Genomic DNA, 22,921 nt, shown 5'->3' on the forward strand with positions numbered 1-22,921 from the left:
TCCATTCACGTGGACTGATTAGACATGCATAGTTCATTTTCTAATTTTGGCAAAAATATAGATGCAAATTCTCTCTTTGCGTAATCACAAAATTAACCGATATTTCTAACCTGAGATACAATCAGATGATTTGATACCATTCATACCATTTAACAGTTTTATGAAAAATAATTAAATTAACCACGAAAAAATCCGGATAATCTGTGTATATATAAAGGGTTAAAGGAGAGCCAACATAGCATGTACAATATATTTTGCATACGCACCATGGTGCAAAATTTTACCTCTGCAGTTATTTATTGCGATTTTTGTATACCTAATTTTTGGATGAAATAATTTATTCAGTTTCTGGCACATTTATTTCATTATTTTGTTTAATTTTTGTAAGATACACCGTTCCATCCTTCAAGGCAACCCATCGAAGTGAATCGCCGGGCCCTATTTCCAATAACTTATATATTTTTGATGGAACGGTTGTTCTCCTTCGATAAGATCTAACAGTTATTGCAGTTTCTTCTACGCATATGATATCATTAGAATTTATTAATGACAAATCAACACCACACCTTTCACCTGTTGGCATAATACCTAATAAAGATAGTAACATACCGTTCTCACATTTTATTTTAATATGAGAGAGATCATTATGAATATTTTAAAGATATATGTAACTATTCCCCCCATAACCATTTTTAGCGACAGTAAACTATTTTGATCAAAAAATATTTCTACACATTAATTTCCAATGAATGTGCATCATAATCGGGAACAGATATCCCATCTGTTTTGACGGATCCATAAATCACAATGGGTATTATCTTTCATCTGTATCTCACCGTTCTGAAAAAATTGAGACGAACGCTGAACGTGAATTTCGGATTGAGGATTTAAAGGCACAATTAAAACAAATAGTCATAACAGCACTCATCTCCCCCTCAAACGTTCTCACCAAACCAAAACCCAAGAGTCCAAAATAAACATAAAAGGGAAAACCTTTGCAATGAGAGAAAATCCCGATGAGATCATTTCACAGACCGTCTCAACACATGAATGCGGTCATTCACTCCATACATACCAAAGTACCAAAAAAATCTTGAGAAGGCAGGTCATTATAATAGCAAAAAATGGTAGAATCGAAGTTCCCTTCTATTAAAGGAAAGTTGCGGCATAAAGGACATACACCACCCAGGAAACAACTGCAGTTGCCGGGATAGTGATAATCCATGCCACCACGATTTCACGAACAATGCCCCATCTCACCGCAGACGAATAACCACGTGTTGCACCTGCCCCCATGATTGCACCACTCATCGCATGCGTCGTTGAAACGGGCACACCCAGGGATGTCATCAGGGAAAGAACGGCACCGCCTGCCATGGAAGCGGAAAAACCCTGATATGGCCGAATTTTTGTTATTTTATTGGCCATTTTATCAACTACTCTCCACCCACCAAGAAGAGTACCCATTGAAATTGCACCACATGATGCCAGAATTACCCAGAGAGGTACAGAAAACTCAGTGAGAATTCCTCCGGCAACAAGCATAGCAGTAATAATACCCATAGCATTCTGAGCATCATTTGCACCATGCCCAATCGCCTGGAATGAACCGGCGGCAATCGTGAGGGGCCTGAACATATTGTTGAGACGGGAGGGATTCTCCTTCCTGCCCAAATGCATAATAATGACACCCAACAGGAAGGAAGAAATCAGACCAAGCATCGGCGATATTACAATAAATATTACAACCGCAAGAATGCCTGAAACCTTTAAATAGCCACCAATGATGAGTGCCGGAATAATGATTGTGACGCCCACCAGAAAGGCCAAAGGTGCTTTGCCCTTCCAGTCACCCTTGCGCAGAACTGCTATTGCAATATAAAGGAACATACTAAAGAGTCCACCGGCAACCATTGCGAAAACAACAGTTTTCACGAGATCCCAGTCCGGCCAGAGTATCGCACCAACACCGGCACCCGCAATACCCGCTCCAAGAAGACCTCCTATAAGTGCATGTGAACTTGATACGGGAATTCCCAGCATTGATGTGGTAAATACCCAGATAACAGCACCAAACATAGCTGCAAGAAGAATATGAGTCGTCAGAAATCCGGAGTCAACAATTCCTTTACCAATAGTTGCCGCAATTGCTGTTGTAAAGATGAGAGGTCCCAGAAGATTGAAGAACGTGGCCAGTGCCACTGCTTTAACCGGGGACAAGGACTTTGTTGCAATGATCGTTGCAATTGAATTTGCTGCATCATTCAGCCCATTTGCAAAATTAAATGCCAGCGCCAGAAAAATTCCCAGTCCTATTATCAGAGTATCCATAATTTATCTTCAGGAATGGCGAATAGCAATATCACTCAGGACATTTGCAGCATTTTCACATCGGTCAGTTGCACTTTCCAGCTTTTCATAAATATCTTTGTACTTTATCAGACTAATAGCGTCAGGACACCGGAATATTTCCTGAATTGCCTCACCCAGAAGATCATCACCCAGATTTTCAAGGCGGTTGATTTCAATGCATCGTTCCTCAATTCCATTTGGATGTTTCAAATCCCGTATTCCTTTGACCGCGTGTAGAAGCTCTTCAGCCGAAACCAAAATCAGTTTCGATAATTCAACCATAAATCGGTCAGTCTCAGGGATGCCATAGAGGTACATCATGCGCGTTGCTCCATCGATATAGTCCAGAATGTCATCCAGGGATGAAGCAAGGCGTGATATTTCATCCGGCTCAATTGGTGTGATAAATGTTGTATTAAGCAGCTGGTAGATCTTGTGAGTTATTTCATCCCCTTTATGCTCAATAGCCTTCATTTTATGACATTTGTTCTTCAGGTCCTCAAAATTTTCAACCGTATAAACGAGAAATTCAGCTCCATCTCTTACATTTTCAGCTGATTCCTCTAAAAGGTCAAAAAATTGTTTGTCCTGTGGAATAATCCAGTCTTTCATCCCCATGCAGATACCTGCAAATTAATTCACCGGAACCCGTAAAAGTCTTTGGAAAGAGGCGAGAAAACGATTGGATGAATCGTTGATATTACCATATTATTAAGGAATAAACAAAAATACGGGCTGCCATTCATCATTTTATCTGAAATTTTTTGTTTTGGAAATCAATATGTCCAGAACAGTCAATTGACGTTGAAATAACCAAGTTAAGTCAATTCTTTTCAATTGAAAAAACCGGTTATAACCTCAGTATGAAAGTGAAAACTCAGAATATTTTCCATACTACATTTTGGAGGAAAAATCTGAAAAATGTCCTGGCATCCCGTGGAGAGCAGAATCAGAAGAAAACATGCAGAATTGTGCAGACAGGCAGTATAAATGAGAGAAACGGGACCCGGACCTTCTTCGAGTGTTTGTACACCTTATTCACCCTGCTATGAACCCATTTTAGATGAATCGGGTGACAAAATGGACGTATTTTCCGCCCAATTTTTTTCAATAAAATATACGGACATAATGGCATTTATTTGCCAAAAATACAGATTATTGCGGACTATTAAGCGGTTGCTATTGACAGATTATTTGAGAAGACGTATTGATTGTCTCCCGTTGAGATTGGCCCACACAAGGCTTCTGTGTGGATCTGTTTTCCAAAGGGGTAGCCCATTTCAGGGCATATTTAAGCTTTCCTTAACAAAACATCAGATTTTCGCCAAATAAACCGAATTTTTTCATCACACCCTGCTGAAGCTAAAAATAATCTGTCCAGTGACTATCGCCCTGAAAAGGAAACTATATCCCGGTGATTTGAGAAACAGAAGATTTGAACAGCCAATACAGCAGCAGAAATGAAATCGCCATTTTGCCGGGGCATGCGAATTTACACCGACCACATATCATTTTTTCCCAATCTCATGGGATTTTCACAAGACCAGTTCTGTATATTCGGTAAAAAAGGTGATCTGTGTTTTTCCGAATCATTCCATGCACTGAATCATAATTTGAGAATAGAAATATCTGATGGAATGAAAAACCATAGCATCAGTCAGACATCACCTTCAAAAAATTCAAAATGACAACAATACGCAAGGCGTACCTAAATTCAGATGGACCGAGCGGGAATTGAACCCGCGGCCTCTACCATGCCAAGGTAGCGATCTTCCCCTGATCTATCGGCCCACTGTGCATATTAACTTCGTATTCATAGGATAAAATGATTATTTATTCTTCCTTGTCTGAAGGACAAGAAATTGCTGAAGACGGGCCCTGGCTTCATTAAGTTTATCTTGAGTTACACGGTTCCCATCCTTCAGCATGGGCACGATAAGCGCCGTCCCCCCGGATAATTTCCCGGACGACTCCGGAAGTAACATCCTCTCTCCCCCTTCTTTCAGGTAGACTTGTTTCACTCCGCCTTTTTTGCCCCGCTTTGAAACAGATTCCTCATCCCGTTCTACAATATCCATGGAATAATCAATCACCGGGGCGTTCGCAATTGAGCCACCAACGCCAAATGCATCCACAATATCACCATACGCAACAATATCTGATTTCGTCACCCCTCCACTTAGGAATATTTTAACATCAGTAAATCCATGAAGATCCAATTCCCACCTGACTTCCTCAAGAATGGCCCGCATATCCCCCCTGCGTGAACGGGGCGTATCCAGCCGTACTGCCTGTGCGCCCGCTCTGGCTGCCGCAAGTGCCTCACATTTCTCGTCACAGAAGGTATCACAGAGATATATCCGGGGAATATTCTGTGGTGCATAGTGGTCAAATGCATTCCATGCATCCTCTGCAGATCCCAGACACATAATGAGCGCATGCGGCATTGTCCCCGCAAGTGGTATTCCTGTCGGTGCACAGGTATTACTTACACCGGCAACACCACCAACCCACGCCGCCCGTTCAATCATAGCGGCAATTGCGGGATGCTGTCTTCGTGAACCGAATGAATACAGGGGTTTTTCCCCCGCAATAAGGGTGAGATGCGCTGATGCACTCGCAACACCTGACGCATGACAGAGAAAACCAAGTATTGCAGTCTCATATGTACAAAAATCAAGATATTTTCCTGATATTCTGAGAACAGGTTCTCCAGGATAAAATATTGTACCCTCCTGCATTGCAGATACATCCAGCGGCAGACCTTCCAGAAGAGAAAGGACATCCTCAATACCACAGACAACACCCCACTCATCAGGAAGCGATGAAGCTGTTATTTCCATGGTTACGAAAGGATTACACCCTTTCCCACGCAGGACTTCATCAGTGTGGATAAAATAAACATCTGTACATTTACCAGACCCAATCTCTGAATCACTGACAATGCCAAACCTGCTCGTCATAACCAGTGAGATTGGATATCATTTAATATGAATATGATACTCTCTGGCATACCGTTGCGTTTATGACTGAATCATACAGATAGTAAAACAGAGAATGCCTGACATCCTATTTCTTTCAAGGCATCACGGAGCAAATAAAAATGCTAGGAATAATTGGTGGTACCAGTCTTCTTTTTGCTGAATTACCTGACCTGAAAAAAACAGAAATTGCTACCCCCTATGGAACGGCAGAACTATATCTGGGGGATATCGCCCTCCTCTTAAGACATCAGCACGAAATGCCCCCCCACCAGATTAATTTCCCTGCCTGCATTTCCGCTCTTGCCATCGCCGGAGTGGATAGAGCAGTGGCATTCGGTTCAGTTGGTTCCCTGAATAAATCGATCCGGCCGGGCTCGATAATCATCCCGGATGATTATTTAAGTATGGCACCAGTGCCAACAATCCACAACCATACACAGGAACATATAATGCCAGCAATAGATGCCGGACTCAGTAGAGAAATATCTTCCTGTATCCCGGAATCAGAGATTGGTGGCACATATGTGCAGACGGGTGGCCCCAGAATTGAGACAAAAGCAGAAGTCAGAGCCCTTTCGGAAATCGGTGACCTCGTTGGAATGACCATCGCATCAGAGGCCACGCTCTGTAATGAACTGGATATCGCATTTTCCGCGATATGCATGGTGGATAACTATGCCCATGGAATTGGCGAAGATGAACTTTCATATGAACAGATTCTCAATTTTGCACGGGCAAACACAAAAAAGACAGAAATGATACTTGAACGAATAATTACCAGGATAGGATGAGAATATGACAGAAAATACCGATAGTTACGAACAAAACAGAACAAAATTCATTCAAAATGCACTTATCGATGGAAAAAAGCAAAACATCTATATTGATGAATCCGGCATTATCCGGTCTGTTGGCACAGATATCGGGAAGGAATTCCGCAGCGAGGCAGAATGCATCATCGATGCCTCCGGCATGGTTGCAATCCCGGGGCTCGTAAATACCCACACCCATGCAGCAATGAGCCTTCTGCGCGGATATGCAGACGATATGCACCTTCAGGAGTGGCTATCAGAGAAGATCTGGCCGCTTGAAGCGCATCTGACCGGAGAAGACGTCTACTGGGGAACAAAACTTGCATCCCTTGAGATGATTCGTTCCGGTACCACTTCGTTCAATGACATGTACTTCTTCATGAAAGATGCAGCACGTGCCGTAGATGAATCAGGAATCCGCGCAACATTCTGTCATGGGTTTATCGATTTTGACAGCCCGGAAAAACGCGAGAATGAGATCGCCGCAACCAAAGACCTCGTCAGCCATATCAAGTCTCTTCAAAACCCACGCCTAAAGGCTGCCGTCGGCCCACACGCACCATATACTGTATCGCGTGAAGGCCTTGAGTGGTGCGCTGAATTTTCGGAAACAGAGGATATCATGCTCCACATTCACCTCAGTGAAACAGAAGGTGAAGTTGAAGGCTGCATAGAAAAACATGGAATGCGTCCAGCTGCCTTCCTTGATTCATGCGGATGTCTCTCAGAGCACACACTTGCGGCGCATTGCTGCTGGCTTGACGATGATGAGTGCAGACTGCTTGGCAGCCGGAATGTGAGTGTTTCACACAATCCGTCCTCAAATATGAAACTGGCGGTAAAGAGAGCACTCCCGTATCAGGCGCTCAAGGACGCAGGAGTAAATATCACCCTCGGGACAGACGGATGTTCTTCTAACAACAATCTGGACATGTTCGAAGAGATGAAATTCGCAGCACTGCTTCAGAAATTTTTCTGGAACAGCGACACCCTGCTTCCGGCAGATGAAGCATTCTCAATGGCTACATCAAACGGTGCAAAAGCTTTGGGCGTATCAACCGGGACTATTCAGGAAGGGCTTCCCGCTGACATTGTGCTTATTGACACTGCAACACCTTCGATGGTTCCTATGCACAACTGTGTCTCAAACATCGTGTATTCCTGCAGTGGCGGAGCGGTTGATACGGTCATCTGTGACGGCAGAATATTGATGTCCGATAAAACTATCCCCGGAGAGGCAGAGATTCTTGGAAAAGCTCAGGAAATCGCGTCACAACTGGTTGAGCGTGCAAATAATCCACAATAAATATCCAATCCATGAAATACCCATTATCCTTTTTGCTGCATACAAAAACATAGAAATTATTATTCTGCCCCGGCATTTCATCGATCAGGTAAATCACACAAATGCATAGAAATCATGAAACCAGCCATTTGATCTAAAATATGTTATGTATTAAAATACGATTCGACATTTTCTGCCATTTGGGTTATAATTGATTTATCGCTGATACCAACCATATCAAAGATCTCCTCAATTTCATCGAAGTATATTTTATTTTCATTTTCCAGCCATTTTAGACCATCATCACGAGAAATTAGTCCTTCACGAATCATTTGAGAATACAAATCATCACGTTCAGTCATCTTCAGTGTATATAAATACATCAAATCTTTAAGATGTGCAACCTTACAATCAAACCGCCAGGTTGAATTCAATTTTTCTGGATGCTTCCAATTAATCTCCGAACGGATTCTCGATAATACTTCTTCCTCATTCCATTCAATATAGGAAAACATATCAATTCGGGATATATTTTTTCCATATATTCTTGAACCAATAGCATGAGGGTGACCAAATAGATACCCAACTATCATAGGATGAATGCATTGTGGATGGTAATAACCCAAATTTGAAGCAGATTTTGTCAAAACACCAGAAATACATTTCATAAACTGATTCTCTAACTTATCATCAGTTATATTCAACAATTCATTCTTAAATTCGGTATTTTCCAAAGGATTTCCTCCCGTTATTATACATGGAACATCATACTTTCTGGCAGATTGAAGAATATATTTGTAAAAAACCTTACACCCAACACAAACGATAGGAATTAACGCAGGATCTGGTTTTTTGAACCAGGTTAAAAAATTATTTTTAAATGTTTTTTCATGTACTTGGTTGCTTAATTTGAATCGTACAATATCAACGCCCAATATATCTATTGCATTATCTATATTTTCTTTCGCCTGCTTATCAGTGAAAGGGTTCTCATAATTTACGGCAAGAACCTTCATATCATAATCTTTTACCATTTTTAATAAGGTAAAAGAACTGTCCCTTCCTCCACTTAACCCAATAACACAGTCATATGGCTTCCCTTTCCCTCGATAATTTGCCAATAATTCTTTTAATTTTTCTTCCCCCAAATATTCAATCTTTTTGTGATTGTGACAATAATTACAAATCCCTTCACTATCAAATGAAATATTCGGATTCGTTTCAGGTAAAAGACAATTAGAACACCTTATCATATGTGGCCTCCCCCAAACCAGTAACATCCGCTATAACCTATTTAGTAGAATATAAAATTATTGGCAAAATACCGAAAATACTATCACTAAAGGATCAATTTACATCATCAAATCATATCATTCGAATCCCACCGCATATGCCACAGACAAAAAGATAAATATTTTCCGCATAATCCTTAGGGGATTCAGAATGAATTCCATAATAATACCCATAATATTCCAATAGATATGCAGACATTTCCGCACAAACACACCAGGAATACATGACAGATCCATTTAGATATCTGAGTGTGAACAACACAACACCCAAAATATCATTATGATTTTGGTAATAATTCGAAATATTTCAGTACGGAAAATAATTCCAGTTTCGAGCATTACGGATGTACAAATGCACAATAATAGATGGGACGCCTTTATTTCCGGCCGAAAATCGACTCAAATAACATCTGCCAATAAATTTGATATTTTCACTGTTACGAACAGACATTCTCAATATCATTTATGTACGAATTCATAGAAATCCACACAAATCTACAGACAAAAATTCGACATTAAAATAAAAAATTTATGCAGTCTCAATCCGCGCCTCATCTTCAAGACCAAGTTCACGAATAGAGATCTCACGCATCTCACCCTTTCGAATTTTCCCGGTGACTGTCGCGGGGAAGCCTGATACAAACTTCACATAGCGAGGAGTCTTATACCGTGCAATCCGGCCGTCACAGTATGCCTTAACTTCCTCTTCTGTCATCTCAAACCCTTCGTGCAGTTTAACCCATGCCATCAGCTCTTCCCCGTACTTCTCATCCGGGACTCCGATGATATACACATCCTCAATCTTTGGATTCGTGTGGAAGAATTCCTCAATCTCACGCGGATAGATATTTTCGCCGCCACGGATTACCATCTCCTTGATCCTGCCGACAATACGCACATACCCCTCTTCATCCATGACACCCAGATCACCGGTATGGTTCCAGCGGTCCGCATCAATCGTTGAACGTGTCGCACTGGGATTGTTGTAGTAACACTTCATCACCACATACCCACGCGCACAGATCTCACCCGTCATGCCACGCGGAACAATCTTCTGCGTCTGCGGATCAACGAGTTTTAGCTCCACATGCGGGAATGCCTTCCCGACGGTCGACACACGCCGTTCAATCGGGTCCTCTGTCGTCGTCATGGTCACCCCGGGAGACGTCTCCGTCTGACCATAGACAATGACGACATCGGTCATGTTCATCTTTTCTGATATGGCCTTCATATACTCTGTCGGACAGGGGGAACCCGCCATGATCCCGGTCCTGAGCGTATCATATTTATATTTGGTAAAATTCGGGTGCTTGAGTTCTGCTATAAACATTGTGGGAACGCCGTGCAGTGCCGTGCACTTCTCGTCCTGCACCGTTTTCAGCACCGTTTCAGCGTCAAATGCGGCAGACGGCAGCACCATCGTCGTACCATGGGTGACGCAGGCCATGTTCGAGAGCACCATCCCAAAACAGTGATAGAACGGCACAGGGATACAGAGGCGGTCATTCTCGGTAAACGCCATGCCTTCTCCGATGGTAAACCCGTTATTCAGCACACTATGGTGAGTCAGCACCACTCCCTTCGGATATCCCGTCGTACCTGAGGTATACTGAATATTGATGGGATCATCGAATGAGAGAGACTCCGTACGCTCACGGAGTTCTTCAGGACTGATATTTCTCCCCTTTTCCAGAATCTCATCCCAGGTGAACATGCCATTATAGGGAATATCACCCATGAACACCACATTCCGGAGGAACGGGAACTTTTCACTTGAGATCTTTCCCGGTCTGTTCTCAATCGCCTCCGGGCATGCCTCGTAGAACATGCCGACATAATCAGATGTCTTGAAGCGTCCCTGAAGAATCAGCGTATGAACTTCAGCCTGTTTCAGGGCATACTCCAGTTCAAATGTGCGGTACGCCGGATTGATATTGACCATAATCGCGCCGATCTTGGCGGTAGCAAACTGCACAAGAATCCATTCGGCATAATTCATTGCCCAGATCGCGACGCGGTCTCCTTTTTTAACCCCAATTGCCATCAGACTGCGGCCAAGACGTTCCGCACGCTCTTTAAACTCTGCATATGTCCAGCGAATATTCTGTTCAACTGAGACTATTGCCTCATTTTCCGGATATTTTTCGGCTATTGAGTCAAGCATATCCCCAATTGTCATCCCCATCAGAGGGACATTAGAGATGCCACTGGAGTAGCTGTCCTGAATCATTGTACTAATATCTATTTCTCAGCCTACTTATGAATCGCGATTCCAATCACAATTCTTATTATACAGGCCATCGATGTTGTTATGCAATTCTGCACGGGGTCGTGGCCTAGTCCGGCATGGCGACGGGCTCCAGCGGTCTTTGCGTATGATGAACAATGGGTCTCCTGAACAACTGATGATGACCCGTTGGAGCACTGATGCGAGTCGTGCTCACGCATGTCGGAGAGACCCGTCGATCGTGAGTTCAAATCTCACCGACCCCACTTTTTGAGAGCTTTTTTAATAGCCTGTGTCAAATAGATACTGGATTAGGAGATACTCATGTACTTAATAGGAGAATCACTCGAGGGCGAAGGCACCGAACTTGCCCATATCGATCTTATGATCGGAGATAAAAACGGACCGGTTGGTACAGCATTTGCCAATGGGATGTCACAGTTATCTGCGGGACATACGCCCCTTTTAGCTGTCGTCCGCCCCAATCTGCTTACAAAACCAGCAACACTTATTATACCAAAAGTAACTCTGAAAAAGGGTTCGCAGGTTAACGCGATTTTTGGCGCGGTTCAGGCTGCTGTTGCGAAGGCTGTTGCAGACAGTGTTGAAGAAGGTGTTTTCGATGACGCTGACATTGACGATATCGTCATTCTCGCAAGTGTCTACCTGCACCCCGATGCAGCGGACTATAACCGGATTTACCGCTACAACTACGGCGCGACGAAGCAGGCCATTGAGCGTGCATTTGCACAGTTCCCCAGCAAAGAAGTTCTCATGAAAGAGAAGGACCGTGCAGGACACGCAGTCATGGGATTCAAAGTTCACCGCCTCTGGGACCCTCCATACCTCCAGGTAGCCATGGACCTTGTTGACATGAAGTCTGTCGAACGTGTCCTGACCGAAGTGCCGAAAAACGACCATGTGCTCATTGAAGCAGGCACACCGCTTATCAAACAGTTCGGACTTAACGTGATCTCTGAGATCCGCAAAATCCGCCCGGACGCATTCATCATTGCCGACCTCAAGACCCTTGATACCGGCAACCTTGAAGCACGGATGGCAGCTAACGCATCAGCTGACGCAGTTGTTGTTTCCGGTCTTGCACCCGTCTCAACAATCGAGAAGTTTATCCTCGAAGCCAAGAAGACCGGCATCTACTCCGTTATTGACATGCTCAATGTCACAGATCCTGTCGCACTCATTGAAGATCTGGCATCACGTGGCGCAGCCCCAAGTATCGTTGAACTGCACCGTGCAATCGACGACGAAGGTAGTGAATACAACTGGGGCAACATCGCAGCAATCAAGGAAGCAGCCGGTGGAAACCTACTCGTTGCAACCGCTGGCGGCATCCGTCAGCACGTTGTGAAAACAGCGCTGAAATCCGGTGCAGACATCCTTGTTGTGGGCCGTGCTATCACCGCGAGCAAGAACATCAAGAATGCAGCTGAACAGTTCCTCGAAGAACTCAACAGCACAGAGATTGATCAGTTCAGAATTATGACTGATTTTTAATCTGTCATTATGTATATTTCTTTTTTTTGAGATAAATGCTAATGCAATTATTATATCTTAACAACTACATCAACAAATAATGAAAGCCCACAAAAACTGACACACCTAATATTGAAGCATAAAATATCATTGCATATATTAAATGGAACCAAGTCAATTTTATATTCGTTAATTTCGTAGTAATTTGCAATTTTCCCTTAAATTGAGGCAAATTTTCAATCCATTTTGAATGATCCACGGAACCTAATAATAGCACAAAGTGAACAAAATCCATGCCCATCAATCCAATAATATAGAATGAAACTGCGAAAAACGGAATACAAGCAGCATTTCCAAATACTGGTACTTCATTTATTTGTAATATCGGAATTAAATAATATCCGATAGAGAATAACGCTAGTGCTATTGGAATTCCTTCAAGTCGAATTTTCAAAATTATATCATCAAAATGCCTTATTCTGTCTTTGGTTACTTTCCAATCCTCAATATACAGATAATTTGAATTTTCATCAACCATACTTCCTAAATCCCTCAATAATAACTACATCAATTACAAATATATATAATTATTGATTTATTCAAAAATAAACTATTGAAATTTCGAAAGTAATATCATTAAATTATCCAATCCTGTTATATGGATCTATTCTCATACAGGAATGGAATTACTAAATACCCTGATTCTTTTCAAACAGATTCTGTTTCTCAAGGACTCAAAAACAGACTTTGGTCCTGTTTGAATCGTTCTTATTTTAAAGACATATACTATCCAGATATATATGGTGAACTACAGAATAAAAACCACTTTATTCTCTGTAGATTAATTTACGACCGTCTTTTAAAATTACCTCTTGACAGTTTACCAAGGGAAGGAAAAAAGGCACATTTAGCAATTCGCAATTATTACTTAAATGATACCAAAAGATTTGAAATCTATGATTTGATTGAATTTTGCATAAAACATGGATTTAAGCCATATTCCAAGGGTTTTACTGAATGCGCAAATAAAATTTTAACTGAAGAATTTTCAGGGTTTAGAATAGTTGGAGGACAAGTTACCTACCTTACCAATGAACAAGAAATTAGCGCCATCGAAAATGCACTTACGTCCAATAACGAAATATCTGAACATCTAAATACTGCATTGCAACATCTATCGGATAAGAACAAGCCTGACTATCCTAATTCAATTAAAGAATCAATTAGTGCCGTAGAATCAATGTGCAGAAAAATCTTAGATGATCCTAATGTAACTCTGGGGGCCGCATTAAAGGAAATTGAGAAAAGTGGTAAAATTACATTCCATGGTGCAGAAAAACAGGCTTTTAGTAATTTATTTGGCTGGGCTTCTGTATTTGGTGGAATTCGGCATGGTAAGATGAATTCTGAAGAAATTTACCCTGAAGAAATTTACCAGGAAGATGCACGATTTATGTTAGTTACCTGTTCTGCCTTTACCAACTTGTTACGGGTTAAGGCAGACAAAGCAGGGATCAAAATAAAATAATTATATTGTATTTTATCCAAACGGGTGACAATCATCCCGGATTTTAAATTCGTCATGAGCCGTTTCTTCGATTCAATCCATCCTATTTTCAATTACTAGTCCATCTGTTGAATATGAGAGATGCCCACATTTCATGCACCTGAATATTGTTTTATCCCGCGTATCCTGAACAATTACGGTATCTCCGCTTTCGCAATACGGACACAGCAAGCCTTCAAGTAAGCCATGTTTTGAATCTTCAATTACAAATTTTTTTACAGGTTCCATATATCATCACCATTTTTCATTTTTATAATATTTTCGCGTGCTCCGTGAGAGTGAATTACCTAAATGGGAGCCAGTCCGGGATATAGAACCGCTCCCACATGAGATACCTGACGCGTTCATCTGTTCCGGGTTCTTCAAATTCTGATTCTCCCTGGAACCACCAGACTGCATCGTTCTCCTTCTTTTCCTTCTTCATGACGGTCTGTAATGCCCGTGAGGGCTGGAAGGTTCTGCACTTCTTTTTCCAGATGATGGCGTTATACACCAGCTCTTCTTTGGTCCAGGGTGTTTCGGTGAATTTTGACCCCGTTGAGATGAATCCCTTTGCGATGTATTTCATCAGGTAGTTGCGGAGGCATTCGATGTCCTCGTCCGGCGTCCGGGTCGTGAAATCCACACCGTGATCCAGTGACCCTGCGCAGTATTTCTCCGCCCAGAGACGCTTGATCTTGTCCTGGAGATCCGGCGGGACCTCGGTAAAGAGGATAACGTGCCGGTGAGGGTATCCGGTCTTGTGCGGTTCGACCACCCAGATATACGGGACTTCGGGGAGGTATTTTCTGAGGATCTTCGAGAGCTTGTCCCATCCGTCCCTGAGGATCTCAAAACTTTCCTCGATGGATACTGCCTCCCCCTTCATGGACCGGGAGTATTCTCCGTCCTGGTAGGTGGTGAGGGTGAGCATGGTCACGGGTCCTTTGTTCTCCTTCCACCAGTCATCGAGCTTGTAGAGTCGGGCTAATTGCCGCTTGCGGTAGACCTCGGTCCACCGGTGTATATATTGCCCAACGGCTGTTGCACTCCGGTTTTCCTGGAGATCATAACCTGAGATGATGAAGCAGGCCTTCTCTATTTGCTTGAGATAGGTCACATACTGCCAGGTGATCTGTGCGTATTTCCGAAGGGTGCGATCCCTCTGTACCTGTCTGTGCAGGGAGAGCAAAGAGGGACCTTTCTCATCTTCTGTGTGGGTTAGTCTATATGAGCCAAGGGGACACCGGCCAGAGGCCAGATGAAGGGAGGGGACCCACCCTGCTTCGCAGGGTCGGCGCGACGCCTCGCCGGGTCGCGCCTGGGCATACTCCTTATCCGCATCCGCCGTACCCGGAGCGGGTGCCGTGGCGCCTTTCACGGCCGCGCCCCCCGCGAATCCTGCTCACTGTCTTCGACGATCTGTACCATCCCGCATTGTTCAAGCGCACGAGCTGCAAGCTGGTCCCAGGGATTGAGGGCGGTAAATACCATGCGGGATATGATGTAAGGCTGTGACGAGCGCTTGTCCTGGTTAAGTTCTGCACTAACCATTTGGATCATTCCTTCTGAACAGCCATATCGAGAGATAATCCTCAACTGCCGTTCTTTTGGTGGTATTCGCCCGTTTGTCCTTCTTAAAACAGATACAACAATTACTGACTTACTTTCTTAATATCCGCCCTGATTGGACGGATTTATCCATTACCTTACATTCCATAACTTAACTTACATTACTTACTTGAAATGAGGCTAAATACCAATTTCATCATAGTCACAGAGAGAATAAAAAGATTTCCCCGGAATTATTTTGGGGACTACACATTTTGAATATTCAGTTCTTTGAGAAGTTGCATGAAGACGGCCTGCGCCTGGGGATTTTCAACCAGGAGCTGACGGATCTGGTCTCCGGTGTTTACCACTTCCTGCTGGGCATCATTGGTAAGAGGGTGGCGACACTCTGCGCAGTATTTTGATCCCAGGAGGTTGACCTTATGACAGATGGGACAGACGGGAGGTTCAAGGCGATAGACCTGCTGTTCCTTGAATTCTAAGGTGCGTTCCATTCCGGCATTGCGTAATGCGACTTCGTCCAGGTAGTTTGCATCGAGGTTGGTATAGACATCTATCATCTTGGTGGTGAGAGTTCCCCAGTTCTTCTTCATTATATAGGGGAGTTCCACACCGGAGGCAACATCATGGGTAATCCGTGAGGACCTGAATATTGAGGCCTTCAGTTTGTGAATGCCAGTCTTATTTTTGATGAGCTTGAGCATTCGCTGAACATTGTCAATTGTCATCGGACGGATACCCTTCTCGGTTGCGTTGATGTTGCAGAAGATATACTGGTCCGGTGAGGGGTCGGGGTGTTCTGCACGCCATTGGTCGATATAGGGGATACTTGCAGTGGTCAAACGTATCCGCCGTTCTTTCCTTGTCTTCGCATCAGTGATGAAGTAATACCCATGACTGTCTGCTATGAGGTCCTTCCATTGTAATCTCAGAATTTCTATGGGTCGGTTGCTTCCATCATAGAGCATTGCGATAATTGCCTTGTCACGGCTGTTTCGTGCCGCCTGGATAACACGCTGGACTTCTTCGACTGTCAGCATGTCTTCAGGTTTTTTTGTCTTCCATTGCGCTTGGGGGAGCTTGACCTGGTCGATTTCTAATGAGTCAATATTCGGATTTTTCTTTCCAAGCCATTTTGCATATGACTTTGCAGAGCTTACGATCTGTCTCTTGTAATTCGGCTTGTATTCTTTTGACTGCCGAATTTCTTTGAACGCCTGTAACACATTATCGGTGGAGCATTCGAGAGGGGGAGCTGGTAAAAATGTGGTGAAGCGATAAAGGAGATTCTTGGTATTCTTTTCCCACTCTGGAGATATGCTGACCATCCCATTTTTCCAGTTAAGGTATTCGTCAATGAGATCCGCATTTTCCATGAGGATAGATTGCCGCAGTAGATTATATAATCTCCTGCATAATGATGGATCTTTTGTAGTTTACTTCAGAATTATGACTGATTTCTAAAACGAATATCTAAAAAAATGTAAAAGCGGGAATTCCCGCTTATCATATTTCTATTGTTTCACCCGGTGTGAGCACCTTCACACGGATATCTGTTGTTCGTTCAAGAGTCTTCTTAAACCGGTTCACATCCTGTTCAATAACCGGGAATGTATTGTAATGCATCGGGATTACAATATCCGGACCGATAAATTCCGCCGCCATCAGTGCCTCATCAGGGCCCATCGTATACCTTCCGCCAATGGGCACCAATGCGATTTTCGGATGGTATAACTCACGAATAAGTTTCATATCAGAAAAAAGCCCGGTATCACCGGCATGATAGATGACATGATCATCCATCCGTATCACAAATCCTGCAGCAACGCCCCCATAAAACCCGTGTTGCCCTGCGGCCTCAAGCCAGGATGAATGAAGCGCGGGTGTCATCGTAAACCGCACACCTTCAACTTCTACAGTCCCTCCGATATTCATTCCCACTGCATCCTTCTCCTGATCCTGCAGCCATCGTGCAATCTCATTGATTGCAACGACAGGTGCCGAAAAGGACAGCGTCTCCCCAAAATGATCCCCATGCCCGTGGGTAACGGCAACAATATCAACATCCCTGGGAACGCTCCCTTCAGGAATGAAAGGATCAATGATGACTCTTTTCGAACCTTCCAAGAGAAAGCATGAATGACCCAACCATGTAATCTTCATGGCATAGTGATTATTCTGAACTTATACTAAAGATTTAAGATAAAAATTGGTTAGCTGATATCAGCCAATTCAGCTTCTGTTATATCAATTGCTTCTGCAAGCCCGTCATTTGCCAGTCCACCGGTCATAGACTCAGTAAGGTCACGATCCTCCATAACATCCCGAATTCGTTCAAGATATGGGTCCAGAGTTGGATCACGCTCCTGCTCAATGACATGACGATACTCACGCAACGTTGAAGGACTAATTCCAAGTTCTTCACTAATTTCCTTCATCGTCTTTCCTGAATCAAGTAGTTCCTCCATACGGGCACGTTCAAAGGGCATCTTGAAATCGAGTTCCCGAAACAGCTTCAACCGAACACGAGCACGCGCAACTGTTTTAGAGAGCTTCTCATCTCCAAGCACGCGGGCAATTTCTGTATCATTCTTCCCGTCATAATATGCACACACAAGCTGAGCAAGTTGTCGGGGGGGGAGTTTTGTTTTGAAATGCCCCTGGTCCAGAATCTCCCGCATAATCAATGCGACTTCACGTTCAATGGCTTCCTTGTCACGGAGTGTTCCATGGATCTTTCTCATCGGTTCAACAATGGTTGTCTTGTTGGTAATGTCTGTGAAAAGGGTAAGGAGTTCCTTTTTTCTCTGGTTCATCCTCACCTTTTTCTTACTCTTGCTTTCCCGCATACACAATCTCCGGAATCTGCTTTATAATGTGTATGATACATTATAAGACTTTTCTTCCATGCAATCGAAAATGTAACGCTCGTTAAAATATGTTTTATAATCACGCGTAGAATATAGAGGAAAGCAGTGATCCAGAATGGGCGATATCTACGATAATGTAATGGAACTTGCACGAAGGCGTGGCTTTGTATGGCCCTCTTCAGAGTGTTACGGAGCAGTAGCCGGATTTATTGATTATGGTCCTCTCGGGGCAATGTTAAAACGTAAAATCGAAAATCTCTGGCGTGAATTCTATATCATCCGGGAAGGATATTACGAAATCGAAGCACCTACTGTGGGTGTTGAATCGATTTACGTTGCATCAGGCCATGTAAAAGGATTTGCAGACAAGATGTGGCAATGTCCTTCCTGCCGCGAGTACCACCGGGCAGATCATATCGCTGAAGAGCACGGCACAGTGAATGCCGATTCGTTAAGCCCTGAAGCGCTTGCAGAGATTATTAACGGCCTTCCATGCCCCTCATGTGATGAAACTATTGAAAATGCTGATGTATTCTATTTTAACCTGATGTTTCAGACCACCATAGGCCCTGGATCACAGCGAACAGGATACCTCCGCCCGGAAACAGCACAGGGAATATTTACTGATTTCAACCGTCTGTCACGATTTTACCGGGAAAAATTGCCATTTGGTGCAGTCCAGGTAGGCAAATCCTACCGGAATGAAATATCTCCGCGACAGGGAATGATCCGACTTCGTGAATTTACTCAGGCAGAAGCTGAGATCTTTATTCACCCGGACCATAAGGACCATCCCGACTTCAGCAGGTACGCAGACTATTCCATTCCCCTATGGGGACAGACACAGCAGATGCAGGACATCCAACCCATCACCGTCTCAATGCGTGAAGCGGTTGACTCCGGCCTCGTTGCAAATGAATATGTAGCCTATTACATTGCTCTTACGCATGAATTTTTGACAAAGACCGGGATCAATGCAAATAAACTTCGTTTCAGGCAGCACCTGCCAACAGAATGTGCGCATTATGCGCTGGACTGCTGGGATGCGGAAATCTTTTCGGAACGATTTGGCTGGGTAGAGGCAGTTGGCATTGCCGACCGTACGGATTATGACCTGAAAGCCCATGCAAAGGAAAGCGGAGACAGCTTTACCGTATTTATTCCATATGATGAAGTCAGGCAGGAAAACCGCAGGACAATCGTGCCGGACATGGGTGCACTTGGACCCCTATACCGTGGAAAAGCAAAGGCAGTCGCAGATGCGCTGAAAGAATCCACACCCGGCCCTGACGGTGCGACCGTTAGCGTTGACGGAGAAGAACTCTTTATCCCGGCAGACCTGTATAAAATCCGTGAAGAGACTGTTGAAGTCCGCGGTGAAGAAGTCATGCCGCACGTAGTCGAACCTTCATATGGAATTGATCGAATTCTCTACTGTACACTTGAACACGCATATGAAGAAGAAAACGTGGAGGGGGAAATCAGAAAAGTCCTCCATCTGAACCCAGGCGTTGCACCGGTACAGGCCGCAGTATTTCCGTTGATGAACAAAGACGGGCTTGACACCATCGCACTGGACATCACATCCAGTCTTCAGAAACATGGCATTCTCGCCCAATACGACGATAACGGAGCAATTGGGAGAAGATACCGGCGGCAGGATGAAATCGGCACTCCATACGAAATAACCGTCGATTATGATTCACTCGAAGACAATACCGTCACCCTGCGTGAAAGAGACAGTATGCAGCAGGTCCGTCTTCCAATCATAGAAGTGCCAGAAACACTCACCAGCCTGATTCGTGGAACCCTGCCGTTCTCAGAAGCGGGCAGGATAATATGAATTACCTATCCCATCCTTTTATAAAACCGGAATCCATTGAAACACGTGATTATCAGCTGTCAATCGCAGCGTCAGTCCTCCAGGAGAATTCAATGGTCGTCCTGCCTACCGGGCTCGGAAAGACAGCAATCGCACTTATTGCAACGGCTTCAAGACTGCTGAATGCAGGTGGCAAGGTTCTCATGATGGCTCCGACAAAACCACTCGTCGAGCAGCATTATCGGTTCTTTTCAACATACCTGCAGATTGGTGAAACTGAAGAGTCAGAACCGGCTTCTGATACCTTTACCATGTTCACGGGAGAAACACCCAACAAAAAACGGGTTGAACAGTGGGAAACCGCCACATGCATTTTTGCGACCCCCCAGGTCATAAAAAACGACTGTCTTGCCGGCAGATACAGTCTCAATGATGTCACCCTCTTAATTGTGGATGAATGTCACCGTGCGGTGGGAAATTATGCGTATGTATTCATCGCACAGGAATACTTCAGACAGGCAAAAAACCCTCTGCTTCTTGCGATGACCGCCTCACCCGGGAGTACCCGCCAAAAAGTTCAGGAGATCTGTGAAAACCTGATGGTGGGGAGAGTTGAAAGCCGTACAGAAACAGATTCTGATGTTGCGCCCTATATACACGAACGGGAAATCAGCTATCTTACAGTCCCACAACCAAAAGAACTGGAGAATGCAATAAAAATTTTAAACCAGTTAGTTGCGTCCCGCCTCTCAATACTTTCAGGCCTTGGATTTACGGTCCCATCTCCCGATAAATTATCGATGAAGGCAATGAACGGCATATCCGCACAGATGCAGGCCCGCATAAAGAAACAGGATTCATCCGGGTTTGTTGCAGCATCCATTCATGCAGAGATTATGAAACTTCGCCACGCAATCTCTCTTGCAGAAACGCAGGGAAGTGAGGCTTTCAAACAATATCTCTTCAAACTTCAGATCGAGGCGACAGAACCAAAGGCTTCCAAAGCAAGTATTCGCCTATCACAGGACGCACGAATCCAGGAATTGGCCGCTCAGGCAAAGGGATGGCAGGAAGAATTACTTCAAAAGCCGGAATATATCACAAAAATTGTCCAAAAACAGTTGTCAGAATTTCCGGACAGCAGAATAATTATCTTTGCAACATTTCGAGACACGGTTAACCTTATCGTAAAAAAACTCACGAGTGCTGGTATTGAAAGTCACCGATTTGTAGGCCAGGCAACCCGTGATACCGAAAAAGGACTTTCACAAAAAGAGCAACTGGCAACCCTTGCTCAATTCCGTGAAGGGACATTTAAAGTCCTTGTTGCGACATCAGTTGGTGAAGAAGGACTGGATGTACCATCGACCGATCTCGTAATTTTCTATGAGACCGTCCCATCAGAAATCCGTAGCATACAACGAAAAGGGAGAACAGGCAGACATGGTGCAGGTTCCATCATTGTTCTTGTCACCAAAGGTACCGCAGATGAAACGTACCGCTGGATTAGCTATTCCCGCGAAAAATCCATGCAAAAAGGCATCTCGTCACTGAAAAAAAATCCCTCTCAGAACGCTGCAAACCCGGAAGAAACCAAACACCAGATGAGCATCAGTGATTTTGATTGCGAACCTGACAAAATAATCATCGCCGATGACCGTGAAACATCCTCTGCTGTAGTGGAATGCCTCCATAAGAAAAACGGCATCGGTCTTGAAATCAGACGCCTTGAATCCGGGGATTATGCCATTGGAAACCAGATGCTTGTTGAAAGAAAAACCACACGGGACTTTGTTGACACACTTGTCGAACGTGACCTCCTCGGACAGATCAGACAGATTGCCGATTCATGCGAACATCCTGTACTGATCATTGAAGGAACAGACCTTTACGCACAGAGAAACATTGCACCAAACGCCATTCGCGGTGCACTCGCAGCGATCAGTATCCAGCTTGGTGTCTCCGTTTTTATGGTCACAAATCCCGAAGAGACAGCTGAAATGCTCTACGTTCTTATGAACCGGGAACTGGGAGAAACATCCGGACGACCATCACTCCACCATCATAAGTCATACCGTTCTGAACATGAGCAGCTGGAATATATTCTCTCATCATTTCCCGGAATCGGCCCGCACCAGGCCCGTAGTCTACTCAAACACTTTGGCTCACTCTCCGCAGTGATCAAAGCATCAGAGGAAGAGCTCAGAGCAGTCGATGGAATCGGACAAAAAATATCGGGAGTGATAACCAACCTTTCCACAAAAAAATACTGAAAAATCCTTATTTTAGTACCCGAAGAGCTTCTGTTCCCGCGCGCACCGCATCCATATACAATTTGGCATCTTCAGACCGGGACGCCTCTATTGCCTTTTTACAGAGGGCACATATTGCCAGCTCCAGATTTTGCATCACGGATTCATGTACTGTTGTCTCCTGCCCCTGAACAGGACGTGTTTCAACAATAGATTTTACCGGCAAATTCTGCTTAATTTCTTCAGAATCGTCAGGTTTACCTAATTCCTTACAAACCACACAGCATTGTTTCCCTTCTACCTCAAACAATGGCGCTCCACAGTCTTCACATGTCACAGAAAGCATCTTCCCACCGGTCAGCAGAACTGATGCCATAACTTCATCTTCAGTTTTCATTTCTCACTCCGGTTTC

Annotated in this window: 20 protein-coding genes and 2 tRNA genes; 7 read left to right on the plus strand and 15 right to left on the minus strand. The window is 44.0% G+C overall.

Annotated features, from left to right (window positions below; all coding sequences use genetic code 11):
- Window positions 1–337: 337 nt before the first annotated feature.
- From OU421_RS12545 to OU421_RS12565, 5 genes are all read right to left on the minus strand, one after another.
- Window positions 338–583: an AbrB/MazE/SpoVT family DNA-binding domain-containing protein gene (locus OU421_RS12545; RefSeq protein WP_268186444.1), complete on the minus strand. Its 246-nt coding sequence runs from the start codon at window positions 581–583 to the stop codon at window positions 338–340.
- 566 nt (window positions 584–1,149) lie between these two features.
- Window positions 1,150–2,331, minus strand: coding sequence for an inorganic phosphate transporter (locus OU421_RS12550; RefSeq protein WP_268186446.1), 1,182 nt, complete (start codon window positions 2,329–2,331; stop codon window positions 1,150–1,152).
- Between the two features lie 9 nt (window positions 2,332–2,340).
- A complete protein-coding gene (locus OU421_RS12555) occupies window positions 2,341–2,970 on the minus strand; it encodes a DUF47 domain-containing protein (RefSeq protein ID WP_268186447.1) in 630 nt (209 codons plus the stop codon).
- A 1,101-nt stretch (window positions 2,971–4,071) separates the two neighbouring features.
- Window positions 4,072–4,143, minus strand: a tRNA-Ala gene (locus OU421_RS12560).
- Between the two features lie 38 nt (window positions 4,144–4,181).
- Window positions 4,182–5,315, minus strand: coding sequence for a nicotinate phosphoribosyltransferase (locus OU421_RS12565; RefSeq protein ID WP_268186448.1), 1,134 nt, complete (start codon window positions 5,313–5,315; stop codon window positions 4,182–4,184).
- Window positions 5,316–5,455: 140 nt separating this feature from the next.
- Between OU421_RS12565 and OU421_RS12570 the strand changes: the two genes are divergently transcribed.
- Both OU421_RS12570 and OU421_RS12575 read left to right on the plus strand, forming a co-directional pair.
- Window positions 5,456–6,127, plus strand: a complete 672-nt coding sequence (locus OU421_RS12570) for an MTAP family purine nucleoside phosphorylase (RefSeq protein WP_268186449.1) — start codon at window positions 5,456–5,458, stop codon at window positions 6,125–6,127.
- Between the two features lie 4 nt (window positions 6,128–6,131).
- Window positions 6,132–7,454 (plus strand): amidohydrolase, encoded by a 1,323-nt coding sequence (locus tag OU421_RS12575; protein WP_268186450.1) that lies wholly within the window; start codon window positions 6,132–6,134, stop codon window positions 7,452–7,454.
- A 143-nt stretch (window positions 7,455–7,597) separates the two neighbouring features.
- Here the strand turns inward: OU421_RS12575 and OU421_RS12580 are convergent, their stop codons facing one another.
- The gene (locus OU421_RS12580; protein WP_268186451.1) at window positions 7,598–8,686 is read right to left on the minus strand and encodes an adenine nucleotide alpha hydrolase family protein; all 1,089 of its coding nucleotides are present in this window, start codon (window positions 8,684–8,686) and stop codon (window positions 7,598–7,600) included.
- A 568-nt stretch (window positions 8,687–9,254) separates the two neighbouring features.
- Window positions 9,255–10,955: an AMP-binding protein gene (locus tag OU421_RS12585; RefSeq protein WP_268186452.1), complete on the minus strand. Its 1,701-nt coding sequence runs from the start codon at window positions 10,953–10,955 to the stop codon at window positions 9,255–9,257.
- Between the two features lie 95 nt (window positions 10,956–11,050).
- Between OU421_RS12585 and OU421_RS12590 the strand changes: the two genes are divergently transcribed.
- Window positions 11,051–11,218: transfer RNA gene (locus OU421_RS12590), tRNA-Trp, on the plus strand.
- A gap of 58 nt (window positions 11,219–11,276) precedes the next feature.
- Entirely contained in the window at window positions 11,277–12,467 is a 1,191-nt protein-coding gene (locus OU421_RS12595) for a bifunctional 5,6,7,8-tetrahydromethanopterin hydro-lyase/3-hexulose-6-phosphate synthase (RefSeq protein ID WP_268186453.1), read from the plus strand.
- Between the two features lie 64 nt (window positions 12,468–12,531).
- Here the strand turns inward: OU421_RS12595 and OU421_RS12600 are convergent, their stop codons facing one another.
- Complete coding sequence (locus OU421_RS12600; protein WP_268186455.1) at window positions 12,532–12,984, minus strand: hypothetical protein; 453 nt, start codon at window positions 12,982–12,984, stop codon at window positions 12,532–12,534.
- Between the two features lie 120 nt (window positions 12,985–13,104).
- On the opposite strand from OU421_RS12600, the gene OU421_RS12605 reads away from it, so the two are divergent.
- On the plus strand, window positions 13,105–13,974 hold the full coding sequence (locus OU421_RS12605; RefSeq protein WP_268186456.1) for an AbiJ-NTD4 domain-containing protein: 870 nt from the start codon (window positions 13,105–13,107) through the stop codon (window positions 13,972–13,974).
- A 72-nt stretch (window positions 13,975–14,046) separates the two neighbouring features.
- Here the strand turns inward: OU421_RS12605 and OU421_RS12610 are convergent, their stop codons facing one another.
- From OU421_RS12610 to OU421_RS12635, 6 genes are all read right to left on the minus strand, one after another.
- Window positions 14,047–14,241, minus strand: coding sequence for a hypothetical protein (locus tag OU421_RS12610; protein WP_268186457.1), 195 nt, complete (start codon window positions 14,239–14,241; stop codon window positions 14,047–14,049).
- 55 nt (window positions 14,242–14,296) lie between these two features.
- Entirely contained in the window at window positions 14,297–15,373 is a 1,077-nt protein-coding gene (locus OU421_RS12615) for a rolling circle replication-associated protein (protein ID WP_268186458.1), read from the minus strand.
- Window positions 15,370–15,555, minus strand: coding sequence for a hypothetical protein (locus OU421_RS12620; protein ID WP_268186460.1), 186 nt, complete (start codon window positions 15,553–15,555; stop codon window positions 15,370–15,372). The genes OU421_RS12615 and OU421_RS12620 overlap by 4 nt, the downstream gene beginning before the upstream one ends.
- 254 nt (window positions 15,556–15,809) lie before the next feature.
- Window positions 15,810–16,940: a tyrosine-type recombinase/integrase gene (locus OU421_RS12625; protein ID WP_268186461.1), complete on the minus strand. Its 1,131-nt coding sequence runs from the start codon at window positions 16,938–16,940 to the stop codon at window positions 15,810–15,812.
- 130 nt (window positions 16,941–17,070) lie between these two features.
- The gene (locus tag OU421_RS12630; protein ID WP_268186462.1) at window positions 17,071–17,727 is read right to left on the minus strand and encodes a metal-dependent hydrolase; all 657 of its coding nucleotides are present in this window, start codon (window positions 17,725–17,727) and stop codon (window positions 17,071–17,073) included.
- 50 nt (window positions 17,728–17,777) lie between these two features.
- Window positions 17,778–18,413 (minus strand): response regulator receiver protein, encoded by a 636-nt coding sequence (locus OU421_RS12635; protein ID WP_407659767.1) that lies wholly within the window; start codon window positions 18,411–18,413, stop codon window positions 17,778–17,780.
- 136 nt (window positions 18,414–18,549) lie between these two features.
- Here OU421_RS12635 and glyS point away from each other — a divergent pair, with 136 nt between their 5' ends.
- Together glyS and OU421_RS12645 are read left to right on the plus strand one after the other, a co-directional pair.
- On the plus strand, window positions 18,550–20,277 hold the full coding sequence (gene glyS / locus OU421_RS12640; protein ID WP_268186463.1) for a glycine--tRNA ligase: 1,728 nt from the start codon (window positions 18,550–18,552) through the stop codon (window positions 20,275–20,277).
- Complete coding sequence (locus OU421_RS12645; protein ID WP_268186464.1) at window positions 20,274–22,529, plus strand: DEAD/DEAH box helicase; 2,256 nt, start codon at window positions 20,274–20,276, stop codon at window positions 22,527–22,529. Before glyS ends, OU421_RS12645 begins: the two co-directional genes overlap by 4 nt.
- Before the next feature lie 7 nt (window positions 22,530–22,536).
- Here OU421_RS12645 and OU421_RS12650 read toward each other — a convergent pair whose 3' ends face one another.
- Window positions 22,537–22,905, minus strand: a complete 369-nt coding sequence (locus tag OU421_RS12650; protein WP_268186465.1) for an autoantigen p27 domain-containing protein — start codon at window positions 22,903–22,905, stop codon at window positions 22,537–22,539.
- Window positions 22,906–22,921: the final 16 nt, after the last annotated feature.

The organism is Methanogenium organophilum (genome assembly GCF_026684035.1).
Lineage (GTDB): Archaea > Halobacteriota > Methanomicrobia > Methanomicrobiales > Methanomicrobiaceae > Methanogenium > Methanogenium organophilum.